The sequence below is a fragment of the Streptomyces sp. SCSIO ZS0520 genome (assembly GCF_025643355.1).
Lineage (GTDB): Bacteria > Actinomycetota > Actinomycetes > Streptomycetales > Streptomycetaceae > Streptomyces > Streptomyces physcomitrii.
The window spans coordinates 2393115-2406576 of sequence record NZ_CP092644.1 but is presented as its reverse complement, the minus strand read 5'-3'; the positions used below and the strand labels follow the sequence as shown (position 1 = coordinate 2406576).

The window sequence follows — 13462 nt, the reverse complement described above, 5'->3', positions numbered from 1 at the left end:
TGCGCGTTCCTCCCCGGCCTACTCCGTGACCCCTATCAGCACCTCGTCCGCGCCCTCCCGGCCGTTGGCCGCCTCGGGGCCGCCCGCGCCCGCGGCCTTGCGCCAGGGGCTGCGGCCCTCGTCCGAGGCGGTCCACTCGCGGCCCGCGTACGTCACCTTGTCGATGTGCAGGGCGGAGGAGTTGGCCACCGCCCAGTGCGCCAGGGCCCAGCCGCGCCGGTCCGCCGCGACCGCCCGGGACTCGGCGCCGGTGCCGGGCACCGGGACGGCCACCGTGCGCGGGGCCTCGCCGCCCCGGGAGCCGGAGGCCTCGGCCCCCGCCGCGGAGAGCACGCCGGGCCCGAAGTCGCGTTCCAGGGCGGCCCGTACCTTCGCCGGGTCCCCGGGCTCGGGGCCGGGCCTGCCCTCGCAGCTGAGGGTCCCGGCGGCGCGGCCGGTCAGCGCCGCGGCGAGCAGGGCGGCGTCCGGTTCGTGCTTCGCGTACGCCTGGGGGAAGCCGCTGCGCTGGACGCGCTGCGCGGCGACGGTGAGCGGCAGCGCGGCGTAGTCCGGCACCTCGGCGAGGTGCTGGTAGAACTTCCCGGCCGCGTACACCGGGTCCATGACCTGCTTCTTGGAGCCCCAGCCCTGCGAGGGGCGCTGCTGGAAGAGGCCCAGCGAATCCCGGTCGCCGTAGGTGAGGTTGCGCAGCCCGGACTCCTGGAGGGCGGTGGCGAGCGCGATGGTCACCGCCCGCTCCGGCATCCCGCGGGCGCCGCCCACCGCGGAGACGGTCGCGGCGTTGGTGGCCTGCTCGGCGGTGAACTCGTACCCCGAGCCGTCCGCCGAGGCCACCCGGCAGCGGGGGGCGGTCCGGCCGCCGGTCAGATACTGCGCCGCGAAGTAACCCGCGAGGGCGAGCAGCAGCGCCACGGCCGCACCGGCGCGCAGCAGCCGGCCGCGGGAGGGGCGAGCGGTCTTCTCGGGCACCCGACCAAGGTACTTCAGGGCACCGACAGCACCCCTCCGTCCGGACCCGAGGCCGCAGCGGCCCAGCTCGGGGGCTGGTCTAGGGTCGGTCGCATGGCCCAGGAAGCACACGTACTCGATCTCCGTCTCGACGCCGCGCGGCTCACCGCGCAGCTCGTCGACTTCCCCTCCGAGAGCGGCTCGGAGAAACCGCTCGCCGACGCGGTGGAGGCGGCCCTGCGCACGCTGCCGCACCTGCGGGTGGACCGGTACGGCAACAACGTCGTCGCGCGCACCTTCCTCGGCCGCCCCGAGCGGGTCCTCCTCGCGGGCCATGTCGACACCGTGCCGATCGCGGAGAACGTCCCCTCCCGCCTCGACGAGGACGGCGTCCTGTGGGGCTGCGGCACCTGCGATATGAAGTCCGGGGTCGCCGTCCAGCTGCGGATCGCCGCCACCGTGCCCGAACCCAACCGCGACCTGACCTTCGTCTTCTACGACAACGAGGAGGTCGAGGCCCACCTCAACGGGCTCGGGCACGTCGCCGAGGCGCACCCCGACTGGCTGGCCGGCGACTTCGCGGTGCTCCTGGAACCCTCCGACGGGCAGGTCGAGGGCGGCTGCCAGGGCACCCTGCGCGTCCAGCTGCACACCAGCGGTGAACGCGCCCACTCCGCCCGCAGCTGGATGGGCTCCAACGCCATCCACGCCGCCGCCCCGATCCTGGCGCGGCTCGCCGCCTACCAGCCCCGCTACCCCCTGATCGACGGCCTCGAATACCGCGAGGGCCTCAACGCGGTCGGCATCTCGGGCGGCGTGGCGGGCAACGTCATCCCGGACGCCTGCACGGTCACCGTCAACTTCCGCTACGCGCCCGACCGCACCGAGGCCGAGGCGCTCGCCCACGTACGGGAGGTCTTCGCGGACTGCGGGGTGACCGACTTCGTGGTGACCGACCACAGCGGGGCCGCGCTGCCCGGGCTCTCCCACCCGGCGGCGGCCGCCTTCACCGAGGCGGTCGGCGGGACCCCGCAGCCCAAGTACGGCTGGACGGACGTCTCCCGGTTCAGCGCGCTCGGCGTGCCCGCGGTCAACTTCGGCCCGGGCAACCCGCATCTGGCGCACAAGCGGGACGAACGCGTCGAGACGGCGAAGATCCTCGCGGGCGAGGAGAAACTGCGCGCCTGGCTGACCTCCTGACCAGGGCGTGAGCGGGCGGATGAGCAGGGCCGACCACCGCTGTCATGCCGTGTTACCCGTGCCGCAACCCCGGCCGTCCTAGGCTGAAGGGGCAAGGGCCAGCGGAAGGGGATCTTCATGGAGAGTCGTGAACCACAGGGACCGCCCGAGGAGCGGCGGCTCGGGCCGGTGGTGCGGCGCCGTCAGCAGATCCAGCCGGGCACCACGGATCAGCGCCTGCTCGACACCACCGGCGACTCGGACTGGGTGCACACCGACCCCTGGCGGGTGCTGCGGATCCAGTCGGAGTTCGTCGACGGCTTCGGCGCGCTCGCCGAACTGCCCAGCGCCATCAGCGTGTTCGGCTCCGCCCGGACGCCGGTGGACAGCCCCGACTACGAGGCGGGGGTGCAGCTCGGCAAGGCGCTGGTGCAGGCCGGGTTCGCGGTGATCACCGGGGGCGGCCCCGGCGCCATGGAGGCGGCGAACAAGGGCGCCCGGGAGGCGGGCGGGGTCTCGGTCGGCCTCGGCATCGAGCTGCCCTTCGAGCAGGGCCTCAACCCGCACGTCGACATCGGCGTCAACTTCCGCTACTTCTTCGTCCGCAAGACGATGTTCGTGAAGTACGCCCAGGGCTTCGTGGTGCTGCCCGGCGGGCTGGGCACCCTCGACGAGTTCTTCGAGGCGCTCACCCTGGTGCAGACCCGCAAGGTCACCCAGTTCCCGATCGTCCTCTTCGGCACGGCGTACTGGGGCGGTCTGATCGACTGGCTCCGGGACACCGTGATCGCCCAGGGCAAGGCGGCCGAGCGCGATCTGCTGCTCTTCCACGTCACGGACGACGTCGACGAGGCGGTCGCCCTGGTCACCAAGGAGACCGGGCTGTAGGCACTGCCTTCCGGAAGAGCGCCGCCGCCCTCCCGGGGGCGGACGGAAGCAAAGGGGCGCGTACGTCAGGACGTACGCGCCCCCTGGTCTGTCCGGTGCCTCAGGCCAGGCCCCGGCGGGCCACCGCGGGCGGCCGGTGCCCCGCGAGGGAGGCCACCATGTCGAGGACCTGGCGGGTCTCGGCGACCTCGTGCACCCGGTAGACCTGCGCGCCGAGCCAGGCGGAGACGGCGGTGGTCGCCAGGGTGCCGATCAGCCGCTCCTTGACCGGGCGGTCCAGGGTCTCGCCGACGAAGTCCTTGTTGGACAGCGAGACCAGGACGGGCCAGCCGGTCGCGGTCATCTCGCCGAGGCGGCGGGTGGCCTCCAGGCTGTGCCGGGTGTTCTTGCCGAAGTCGTGGCCCGGGTCGATCAGTACCGACTCGCGCGGTACGCCGAGGGCCACGGCGCGCTCGGCGAGCCCCACGGTGACCCGCAGGATGTCCGCCATCACGTCCTGGTAGCCGATCCGGTGCGGCCGGGTGCGCGGCTCGGCGCCGCCCGCGTGGGTGCAGACCAGGCCCACCCCGTGCCGCGCCGCGACCTCGGCGAGCTTCGGGTCGACGCCGCCCCAGGCGTCGTTGAGCAGGTCGGCGCCCGCCTCGCAGACCGCCTCGCCCACCTCGTGCCGCCAGGTGTCGACGCTGATCACCACCTCGGGGTGGCGCCTGCGGACCTCCGCCACGAAGCCGACCGTGCGGCGGGCCTCCTCCTCGGCGCTCACCTCCTCGCCGGGGCCCGCCTTCACCCCGCCGATGTCGATGATCGCGGCGCCCTCGGCCACCGCCTGCCCGACCCGGTCGAGGGCCGCCTCGTCCTGGAAGGTGGCGCCCTGGTCGTAGAAGGAGTCCGGGGTCCGGTTGACGATCGCCATGATCACCGGCTCGTGCCTGCCGAACTCGCGCCTGCCCAGCCTGAGCATCCCCTGTGCACTCCTCGTCCTTGATCGGCCCGCTCGGCCTCGCCTGCCGGGCCGGGCCCGCGTCGCCGGGTGCCGTTCGCCGCCGATCGACCGCCTGCGACCTTAGCTGTCGGTGCCGCATGGCACGATCGGAGCCTGCCGGTTTCCCCGCCCGCGGTGGGCGGGACGACCGGTGACGCACGCCCGGTCAGTCGAACGTGGGGGCCCTCAGCAATGGTCATGTTCCTCTTCCTCGTCGCGGCGCTCGTCGTGGTGGTCGCCGCGGTGACGCTCGCCGTGGTGGGCCGCGGCGAGGACGGCCCGCTGCCCGAGGCCGCCCCCGACGCCCTCACCCACCCGCTGCCCGGGCACCGCCGGGTGGTCGCGGGCGATGTCGAGGCCCTGCGCTTCCCGATCGTGGTCCGCGGCTACCGCATGGCCGAGGTGGACCGCGCCCTGAACCGCCTCGGCGCCGAGATCGCCGAGCGGGACGGGCGGATCGCCCGCCTCGAATCCGCCCTCGCGGGCATACGCGAGAACGGCCGCCCGCACCTCCCGGAGCCCCCCGCCCCCGCCCCGGAGCACCCGGGCCCCGGGGCGGCGGGCGGCGCGTACCGCGAGGTGCCGGGCGACACCCGCCCGTTCGCCCGCCGGCTCCCGGACGAGGACCCCTTCGGCCCGGGCACCCCGCCGCACGGCGCCCACGCGGCACCGCCCGCCCCCGTCCCCACCTGGGCCGACCGCCACGGGGCTCTCCCGCAGGACCAGGGCGGCCCCCTCGGTGAGGACCAGGGCGGCCCCTACGCCGCGGAGGAGCGCGGCCCCGGCGGGGAAGAGCAGAGCGGCCCCTTGGGCGACGGACAGGACGGAACCGGTACGGACGAGCGAGGTGCCGCGCGATGAGCGGTGCGGCGGTGGCCGGTGCGGACGGCGGGCTGCGCTGCCCGTGGGCGCTCTCGGCCGAGGAGTACGTGGCCTACCACGACGAGGAGTGGGGGCGCCCGGTCCACGGGGACGACGCCCTCTACGAACGCCTCTGCCTGGAGGCCTTCCAGTCGGGCCTGTCCTGGATCACCATCCTGCGCCGCCGACCCGGATTCCGGGCCGCCTTCGCGGAGTTCAAGATCGCCGCGGTCGCGGAGTTCACCGGGGCCGACCGGGAGCGGCTGCTCGCCGACCCCGGCATCATCCGCAACCGCGCCAAGATCGACGCCACCCTCGCCAACGCCCGGGTGCTCGCCGACTGGCCCGCGGGCGAGCTGGACGCGCTGATCTGGTCGCACGCCCCCGGCGGCCCGAGGCCCGCCCCGCGCACCCTCGGCGAGGTCCCCGCGATCACCGAGGAGTCGACGGCCCTGTCCAAGGCCCTGAAGAAGCGCGGGCTGCGCTTCGTCGGACCGACCACCGCCTACGCCCTGATGCAGGCCTGCGGCCTCGTCGACGACCACCTCGCCGACTGCGTGGCCCGGGGCGCCGCCGGTTCCTGACACCCGCGCCCCGGACCGGACCTACCGCCCGAGGTAGCGGGGCTTCTCCTTGTTGAGGAAGGACTGCACCGCGATGGTGTGGTCCTCGGAGGACCCGGCCCGGGTCTGCAGCTCGTCCTCCTTCTCCAGCGCCTCCTCCAGGGTGTGCGAGGCGGCGTAGGCGACGGACTCCTTGAGCGCGGCGTAGGCGACGGTCGGGCCCTCGGCCAGGGTGCGGGCGAGGGTCAGGGCCTCCTCGGCGAGGTCGGCGGCCGGGACGACCCGGTTCGCGATGCCCAGCTCGTACGCCTCCTGGGCGCCGATGTTGCGCGGGAAGAGCAGCAGGTCCGAGGCGCGGCTCTGGCCGATCAGGCGGGGCAGGGTCCAGGACAGGCCCGAGTCGGCGGTCAGGGCGACGCCCGCGAAGGAGGTGTTGAACTTCGCGCTGTCCGCGACGATCCGGTAGTCGGCGGCGAGCGCGAAGCCGAAACCGGCGCCCGCGGCCACCCCGTTGACGGCGGCCACCAGCGGCTTGGGCATCCCGGCAAGCGCCCGGGTGATCGGGTTGTAGTGCTCCTTGACGGTCGACATGACCCCGTCGACCGCCCCCGACTCGCGCGCCTCGAAGAGGGTGCCCACATGCTCCTTGAGGTCCTGGCCCACGCAGAAGGCGCGGTCGCCCGCCGCGGTCAGGAGCACGGCGCGCACCGCGGTGTCGCCGGCCGCCTCCCGCGCCGCCTCCCGGAGGGCGACCTTCAGCTCGGTGTTCAGCGCGTTCATCGCCTCGGGGCGGTTCAGCGTGATCGTCGCGAGCCCGTCGCTCACCTCGTAGAGCACGGTGTCGGCCATGGTGGGGATCCCCTCCGGAGTGCGGTTCGGTCTCTGTCCACGGACAGCATGTCGGAGATCGCCGACGCCCGGATGCGGCCCGACATGTGACCTGTGTCAAAGAATTCCGCCCGCGGGGGAGGGCGCCGCCGGGTGCGGGGGCCCGGAGTATGGCAGTTCCCTCGGCGAATTGAGTGGTTTTGCTCGCGCGCGTTGCACAAGCGATGCCGACCGATGTTGGTCATCGGGTCCTGGCATGCGGGATAATGGCTGGGAAGCAATGTGTTCGACGCCGGAGAAGCGCGCCTCTCCACGGGGCCCTCGGCTGACGATGAGCTGGTTTCAGGAAGGGGAACGAGCATGGCGGCCATGAAGCCGCGGACGGGTGACGGCCCGCTCGAGGTGACCAAGGAGGGGCGGGGCATCGTCATGCGCGTTCCGCTCGAAGGCGGCGGCCGGCTCGTCGTCGAGCTGACCCCGGACGAGGCCGACGCACTGGGCGACGCCCTGAAGAAGGTCGTCGGCTGACGCGAGAGCCCCCTGACTGACTGCCCCCGGCCGCCCGCAGGCGCCGGGGGCAGCGCTCTGCCCCCTCCGAACGCCGCAAGCGGAATCCGGTGGCGCGCGCTGGGGCGAGGGCTCAGCGCCGGACCGCGCAGAGCAGGCCGTCGCCCACCGGCAGCAGCGCGGGGACGAGGTCCTGGCTCTCCCGTACGGTGCGGGCGAGTTCGCGGATGCGGAGCACCTCGGCGGGCTGGGGGCCCGAGCCCACGGTGCGGCCGTCGGCGAAGACGCCCTCGAAGCAGACCAGTCCACCGGGCCGCAGCAGGCGCAACGATTCGTCCAGGCAGTCGAGGTACTCGGTCCGGTCGGCATCGCAGAAGACCAGGTCGTACCCGCTGTCGGTGAGCCGGGGCAGTACGTCCAGGGCCCGGCCGGGGATCATCCGGGCCCGGTTGCTGGCGAAGCCCGCCGCCCGGAAGGCCTGCCGCGCGAACTGCTGCCGCTCGGGCTCGGTGTCCACGGTGGTGAGCACCCCGTCGGGGCGCATGCCGTGCAGCAGATGGATCCCGGAGACGCCGGTACCGGTGCCGATCTCGACGACGGCCTTGGCCGCCGCGGTGGCGGCCAGCATCCGCAGCGCGGCGCCGGTGCCCGGGGACACCGGGCGCAGCCCGGCCTCCCGCGCCCGGTCGCGGGCCCAGCGGAGCGCGTCCTCCTCGGCCGAGAAGGCGTCGGCGAAGGCCCAGCTCGTCTGCCGGTTGCCGGTAATGGCCCTCTCCTGTCCCTGTTGGCCGCAGCTCGGTCGCGGTGCGTTCGCGGGTGATTGCTGGGTACGTGCCTGCGCGTGACTGTATCCGTTGGAGGCGGGAACCCGCAGATGGGACCGGGCGTTTGGAGGGAGAGGGGAAAGAAGTCGCCGAGTGGCCGGGGGACAGATGCATCAGGCCGGACAACACGTGCGGATCCTGGCACCGCGCCGGGACCGCAATCCGCGTAAGGACACTTACCCGGAGCTAACGGGCGAGGTGGCTATGGTAGGGGCTCCGCTGGACACCACCAGAGCCGACAGGGGAGGTGCGGCTGAGCCCGGGGATCGAAGGGGAGTGCTGAGGCGCTTGCTCGGATCCGCGGGAGAGCCGAGATCTGTGACCGACACCGCTGACCGATCCATCTCGCACGGCCTCTCGCGCACGGGGGGTGCCCAGACCACCGACACCGCCCAGACCGCGGGTTTCTCCGCCGACGCCGAGACGTGGACTCCGCCCAGCTGGGAGGAGATCGTCAGCACGCACAGCGGCCGCGTCTACCGTCTCGCCTACCGCCTCACCGGCAACCAGCACGACGCCGAGGACCTCACCCAGGAGGTCTTCGTCCGGGTCTTCCGCTCCCTGTCGACGTACACCCCGGGCACCTTCGAGGGCTGGTTGCACCGCATCACCACCAACCTCTTCCTGGACATGGTCCGGCGCAAGCAGCGCATCCGCTTCGACGCCCTCGGCGACGAGGCCGCGGAGCGCCTGCCCAGCCGCGAGCCCTCCCCGCAGCAGGTCTTCAACGACACCCACTTCGACGCCGACGTCCAGCAGGCGCTCGACACCCTCGCCCCGGAGTTCCGCGCGGCCGTGGTGCTGTGCGACATCGAGGGCCTGTCGTACGAGGAGATCGCGGCCACCCTCGGCGTGAAGCTCGGCACCGTGCGCAGCCGTATCCACCGCGGCCGTTCGCAGCTGCGCAAGGCGCTCCAGCACCGCTCTCCCGAGGCGCGCGCGGAGCGTCGCGCGGTGGCACCGAGCCCGGTGCCCGCGCTGGGAGGAGGGGGCACGCCCGCGTGAGTGGATCACGTCCCACCCCGGCCGAGCAGCACCTCGGAGACCGGCTCGCCGCCCTGATCGACGGCGAGTTGGACCATGACGCCCGCGAGCGCGTGCTGGCGCACCTGGCGACCTGTACCAAATGCAAGGCGGAGGCGGACGCCCAGCGGAGCCTGAAGAAGGCCTTCGCCCAGGCCGCCCCGCCCCCGCCCACCGAGAGCTTCCTCGCCAGACTGCAGGGCCTGCCCGCGGGCGGCGACGACACCCCCCGTGACGGCTTCGGCGGCGGGGTCTTCCCCCTGCACCCGGAGCCCTTCGCCTACGCGCCCACCCAGGGCCACGGTGTCCTGCCGCCCGCCGACCGCGGCTTCCGCATCCACCCCATGGGCCGCGCCGAGGCCGAGCGCGCGGCGCCTGTCGGCGGTCGCGGGCGCCGGTTCGCCTTCGCCGCGGCCGGGGCGGTCTCGCTGGCCGCCATCGCCCTCGGCGGTGTCTCCGCCAGCTCCGCGGGCACCGGCGGCGCCGGCGGCGGCGAGGTCCGCGGCTCCGGCAGCAATGCGACCCCGCAGCGCACCCAGGGCACCGCGGCCGGGGCGAGCGCCGACACCAGCCGCAGGCGCGCCGCCGAGCTGGTCGCGCAGGAGGGCCGCGGACATCGCCAGGAGTACCAGAACGGGCACACGGCGCCCGCGCCCGCCGAGGTCCTCGGCGCCGGTCAGGCGCTCACCCCGCTGCTGGCCGCCGGGATGCGCCCACCGGCCCCGGAGCCCGCGGCCGCGGCGAGCCGGCGCCCGCTCTCCCCGCTCCTGGCCGGGATCACCGCGGACCCGCATCCCTTCCTGCGGTCCGCCAACGCGCCCCGGGCCGCCCTGCTGGCCCCGCTGCTCGCGGCCCCCAGCGAATCGGCCACGGCGATGACGGAGCCCTCGCCCTCGTCCGCCTCCTCGCCGCTGCGCTGACCGGGGCCCCTGCACGGCAGCGGGCGAACCTGGTTGAATTCCCGGGCGGGTCGCGCCCGGGAAGCAGCCGGAGCGCGGCATCGGTAAGGCATAGGTGCGGCGGGCGCCGCGGTCGTCCGCGGGCCGGGCCCGAGTCGGCTGTTGGGGAGACGATGGACGAGCAGAGGCCGACCAAGGCGGCATGGTGGAGCCGTCCCGGGCCGGTCACGGCCCCGGGTACGGACTCCACGGCGAGTGACCCGGCGGGGACCGGCACCGCCGCGACGGGCCCCACGGACGGGGACTCCACCAGCCGGGACACCGCGGCCAGGGGCTCCACGGGCCCGGCCGCCGCGCACCCGGACCCCGGCACCGCGACCCCCGGAACCACGCCCCCCGCCGCCGGGGACTCCGGCACCGGTGCGGTACGGGCCCCCGCCGCCGAGGAACCCCGGGACGCGGTCCCCGCCGACCGCCCCCGCCCCCTGCACGACCCCGACCCGTACAGCACCCCGCCCTACGGCGAGCCCGGCCCCTGGGCCCCCGCGCCCCCGGTCCAGCACCCCCGGGCCACCCCGGCCCACGGCACGGTGCTCCCCGAGCAGCCGGGCCACCGCACCGACGGCCTCGGCACCCCCCTGCCGGGCGCGACGGCGCGCCACGGCACCCCTCCGCCCGGAGCCACCCCGCCTCCCGGCGCGACTCCGGGCCACGGCACCCCGATACCCCCGGGAGCCCAGGGGACTCCGGCCCACGGCATCCCGGCGCAGGGGACTCCGGCCCACGGTGTCCCGGCGCAGGGGACTCCGGCTCACGGTGTCCCGGCGCAGGGGACTCCGGCTCACGGCATTCCTGCGCAGGGCACCCCGGCCCACGGCGTCCCGGCCCAGGGCACTCCACCTCCGTACGGCACCCCGGCCCCCCTCGCGGAGCCGACCCAGCAGATGCCCCCGGCGCATCCCCACCCGGCGGGCGCGCACCCTCACCAGACGTCCGCGCACCCTCAGCAGGCCGCCCCGCACACCGGTTCCGCCCCGTACGCCGGGCCCGCCGGTCAGTCGCAGCAGCCCGGTGGGCACTGGCAGCAGTACGACCCCTGGGCCGCGCCGCTGCAGCAGACCGGGGCCGCCGCCGAGACCGCCGAGGGGCGCAGGAAGCGCAGGCGGCGCGGGCTTGTGCTCGGCGCGGTGGTGATCGCGCTGGTGTCCGGCGGGGTCGGCGGGGCGATGGGCACGTATCTGGAGCGCAACGGCGGGGTCGGCGGCGGCGTGGAGCTGAGCCAGTCCGGGGAGGGGCCGAAGGACAGGTCGCCGGGTTCGGTGGCGGGCATCGCGGCGAAGGCGCTGCCCGGGGTCGTCACCCTGCACGTGAGCGGCTCCGACGCCTCCGGTACCGGCACCGGCTTCGTGCTCGACGGCCGCGGCCACATCCTGACCAACAACCACGTGGTGGAGCCCGCCGGTTCGGGCGGCGAGATCACGGTGACCTTCAGCGGCGGGCAGTCGGCCCGGGCCAAGGTCGTCGGCCGGGACAGCGGCTACGACCTCGCGGTGGTGAAGGTCAGCGGCGTCCGCGGGCTGAAGCCGCTGCCGCTCGGCAACTCCGACGGGGTGCAGGTCGGCGATCCGGTGGTGGCCATCGGCGCCCCCTTCGACCTGGCCAACACGGTCACCTCCGGCATCATCAGCGCCAAGGAGCGGCCCATCACGGCGGGCGGCGAGAAGGGCGACGGCACCGACGTCAGCTATGTGGACGCCCTGCAGACCGACGCCCCCATCAACCCCGGCAACTCCGGCGGGCCGCTGGTCGACTCCGGGGGCCGGGTGATCGGCATCAACAGCGCGATCCGGTCCGCGGACGGCGGCAGCGGCCCCGGCGGGGAGGGCCAGTCCGGCTCGATCGGGCTCGGCTTCGCCATCCCGGTCAACCAGGGCAAGCGGGTCGCCGAGGAACTCATCAACACCGGCAAGGCCACCCACCCGGTGATCGGGGTCACCCTCGACATGGAGTACGCGGGCGACGGCGCCCGGGTCGCGGCCAAGGGAGCCGAGGGCGGACCGGCGGTCACCCGCGGCGGGCCAGGCGACAAGGCGGGCATCCGCTCCGGGGACCTGATCACCGCGGTGGACGGGCAGTCGGTCGACTCCGGGGAGGCGCTCATCGTGAAGGTGCGCGCCCACCGGCCGGGCGACCGCCTGAAGTTGACGGTCGAGCGGGACGGCAAGGAGCGCGAGGTCTCGCTCGTGCTCGGCTCCGCGGGCGGCGAGTGAGCGCCCCCGGCGGCGCGCGCCCGCCCGGTGCGGCAGCCGCCGCGCGCGGGCCGGGCGGCGGCCGGGTGCGAAGGTCCGGGCGGCGGCCCGCGGCGGCCCCGGGGACCGGCCCGCGGCCGCGGGGGAGTCGGGACCGTACCGAACTGGGCGCCTCGGGCAGTACCGAACTGACCGGGCGGCCGGGTACCGTGGAGCGGGCCCGGACCACGGAAGGCAGCGGCGGGCGAAGGGCATCGCAAGGAGCGCAGGATGTTCAATGATCTGGGACCTCTGGAGCTGGTCACGCTCGTGGTCCTCGCCGTGCTCGTGTTCGGTCCGGACAAGCTGCCCAAGCTGATCCAGGATGTGTCGCGTTTCATACGCAAGGTGCGCGAGTTCTCGGACAGCGCCAAGAACGACATCCGCACCGAACTCGGGCCGGATTTCAAGGACTTCGAGTTCGAGGACCTGAACCCCAAGACCTTCCTGCGCAAGCAGCTGGACAGCGATGAGCTGGGGCTCAAGGAGATCCGCAACGGCTTCGACCTGAAGAAGGAGATGGCCGAGGTCGCCGACTCGGTGAACAGCCCGGGCGGTGAATCCCCGGGTCCCAAGGGCTCCGGTGGCCGGATCGACATGACGAAGAAGGACGAGGCGTCCGGATCCGACGACCGCCCGCCCTTCGACACCGACGCCACCTGAGCCCGCCGCCCGGCGACCGGATTCCCGCGCTGACCTGCTGCGCGGCCACTCCGGGTGCCCGGCGGCCGTCCGTGCGGCCGCGTAGCCCGGGCGGCCCACAGCGGGGGCGATTTCCCGGCTCCCGGATGCCGTGTGGCTATCCTGCCTAGTTGTGCGTGGACCGGACGCTCAGAACGCCCGAGGGGGGCGGGCCCGGTGCACGGCCACGAGAAGCGAGGAGGCGTCCGGGCATGGAGTCCACGAAGCAGGTGAGCACGCGGGCCGAGGCCCCCGAGGGCGGCAGACGCAATCCCGCTGCCCTGCGGACCCTCGACAGCTACCTTCTCGCGCCGTTCCCCTGGTACGGCCTCGACGAGGCGTTCACGGGGCCGCGGCGCCTGATGCAGGTCGGCACCGCCGCGGACGGCAGCGTCGAGCACGGGTCCACCGGGCACGGCGACCCCTCCTGGGTGCGTGCCGAGGGCCGCGGGGGCGGGGAGCGGGAGCGGTTCGCGGTGGTCGTCACGGTCGGCGCCAGCCCCGTACGCAAGAGCCCGGACGGCACCGGCACCCTGGAGGCCACCTCGGTCTCCTCGGCCGCCTGGCTGGCCGGGGTCGGTCTGCTCGGCGTGACCTGGCCGGAGCGGATGGACCACAGCCTGCGCGACGACTGGCTGGACCAGCAGGCCGAGACCGCCTGGACCCTCGCCGACGACCTGGCGGGCCCGGACTGGTCCGAGCTCTCGCTGCCGGTGGACGGCGTCCCCTCCCCCTTCCACTACCGCGAGACGGAGTACGGCTGGATCCTCGCGGGCTCCACGCCCACCGGCACCCACCTCGGTGCCTACGGCCGCGGGCTGAGCGCCTACGGCCTCGGCTTCTGCGTGATCAAGGACCTGACGGAGTACGCGGAGGACTGAGTCCGCTCGGCCGGGTGCGCGGGACCCGGCCCCGCGCACGCCGAAGGGGCGGCCCCTGGGAGCCGCCCCTTCGTCAGATGCGCACCGGAAGTGCGCAGGAAGTGCGCCGG

13 protein-coding genes and 1 pseudogene are annotated in these 13462 nt (G+C 74.6%); 10 read left to right on the top strand and 4 right to left on the bottom strand.

Annotated elements, in window-relative coordinates:
- Window positions 1–18: 18 nt before the first annotated feature.
- A complete protein-coding gene (locus tag MID12_RS08905; RefSeq protein WP_263165932.1) occupies window positions 19–969 on the bottom strand; it encodes a heavy metal transporter in 951 nt (316 codons plus the stop codon).
- 93 nt (window positions 970–1062) lie between these two features.
- On the opposite strand from MID12_RS08905, the gene dapE reads away from it, so the two are divergent.
- Window positions 1063–2148 carry a succinyl-diaminopimelate desuccinylase gene (gene dapE / locus MID12_RS08900; protein WP_263165929.1) on the top strand — a complete coding sequence of 362 codons (1086 nt, stop codon included), beginning with the start codon at window positions 1063–1065 and terminating at the stop codon, window positions 2146–2148.
- 117 nt (window positions 2149–2265) lie between these two features.
- The gene (locus tag MID12_RS08895; protein WP_052482205.1) at window positions 2266–3015 is read left to right on the top strand and encodes a TIGR00730 family Rossman fold protein; all 750 of its coding nucleotides are present in this window, start codon (window positions 2266–2268) and stop codon (window positions 3013–3015) included.
- 100 nt (window positions 3016–3115) lie between these two features.
- Here the strand turns inward: MID12_RS08895 and folP are convergent, their stop codons facing one another.
- On the bottom strand, window positions 3116–3976 hold the full coding sequence (folP, locus tag MID12_RS08890; RefSeq protein WP_040248657.1) for a dihydropteroate synthase: 861 nt from the start codon (window positions 3974–3976) through the stop codon (window positions 3116–3118).
- Between the two features lie 213 nt (window positions 3977–4189).
- On the opposite strand from folP, the pseudogene MID12_RS08885 reads away from it, so the two are divergent.
- Window positions 4190–4519: pseudogene (locus tag MID12_RS08885) on the top strand (DivIVA domain-containing protein); the annotation flags it as partial.
- Between the two features lie 335 nt (window positions 4520–4854).
- The gene (locus MID12_RS08880; protein WP_040248653.1) at window positions 4855–5442 is read left to right on the top strand and encodes a DNA-3-methyladenine glycosylase I; all 588 of its coding nucleotides are present in this window, start codon (window positions 4855–4857) and stop codon (window positions 5440–5442) included.
- Between the two features lie 21 nt (window positions 5443–5463).
- Here MID12_RS08880 and MID12_RS08875 read toward each other — a convergent pair whose 3' ends face one another.
- Window positions 5464–6270 carry an enoyl-CoA hydratase/isomerase family protein gene (locus tag MID12_RS08875; RefSeq protein WP_040248650.1) on the bottom strand — a complete coding sequence of 269 codons (807 nt, stop codon included), beginning with the start codon at window positions 6268–6270 and terminating at the stop codon, window positions 5464–5466.
- Between the two features lie 339 nt (window positions 6271–6609).
- Here MID12_RS08875 and MID12_RS08870 point away from each other — a divergent pair, with 339 nt between their 5' ends.
- Window positions 6610–6777, top strand: a complete 168-nt coding sequence (locus MID12_RS08870; RefSeq protein WP_003966491.1) for a DUF3117 domain-containing protein — start codon at window positions 6610–6612, stop codon at window positions 6775–6777.
- 112 nt (window positions 6778–6889) lie between these two features.
- Here MID12_RS08870 and MID12_RS08865 read toward each other — a convergent pair whose 3' ends face one another.
- Window positions 6890–7522, bottom strand: coding sequence for an O-methyltransferase (locus MID12_RS08865; RefSeq protein WP_263172998.1), 633 nt, complete (start codon window positions 7520–7522; stop codon window positions 6890–6892).
- A 262-nt stretch (window positions 7523–7784) separates the two neighbouring features.
- Here MID12_RS08865 and sigE point away from each other — a divergent pair, with 262 nt between their 5' ends.
- The 5 genes from sigE to MID12_RS08840 all read left to right on the top strand — a co-directional run bounded on the left by sigE (window position 7785) and on the right by MID12_RS08840 (window position 13352).
- On the top strand, window positions 7785–8585 hold the full coding sequence (gene sigE, locus MID12_RS08860; protein ID WP_078844834.1) for an RNA polymerase sigma factor SigE: 801 nt from the start codon (window positions 7785–7787) through the stop codon (window positions 8583–8585).
- Window positions 8582–9523: an anti-sigma factor family protein gene (locus MID12_RS08855; protein ID WP_263165908.1), complete on the top strand. Its 942-nt coding sequence runs from the start codon at window positions 8582–8584 to the stop codon at window positions 9521–9523. The genes sigE and MID12_RS08855 overlap by 4 nt, the downstream gene beginning before the upstream one ends.
- Before the next feature lie 152 nt (window positions 9524–9675).
- On the top strand, window positions 9676–11772 hold the full coding sequence (locus tag MID12_RS08850) for a S1C family serine protease (RefSeq protein ID WP_263165907.1): 2097 nt from the start codon (window positions 9676–9678) through the stop codon (window positions 11770–11772).
- A 249-nt stretch (window positions 11773–12021) separates the two neighbouring features.
- Window positions 12022–12453: a sec-independent translocase gene (locus tag MID12_RS08845; protein ID WP_040248633.1), complete on the top strand. Its 432-nt coding sequence runs from the start codon at window positions 12022–12024 to the stop codon at window positions 12451–12453.
- Between the two features lie 230 nt (window positions 12454–12683).
- Window positions 12684–13352 carry a hypothetical protein gene (locus MID12_RS08840; RefSeq protein ID WP_040248630.1) on the top strand — a complete coding sequence of 223 codons (669 nt, stop codon included), beginning with the start codon at window positions 12684–12686 and terminating at the stop codon, window positions 13350–13352.
- The last annotated feature ends 110 nt before the right edge of the window (window positions 13353–13462 follow it).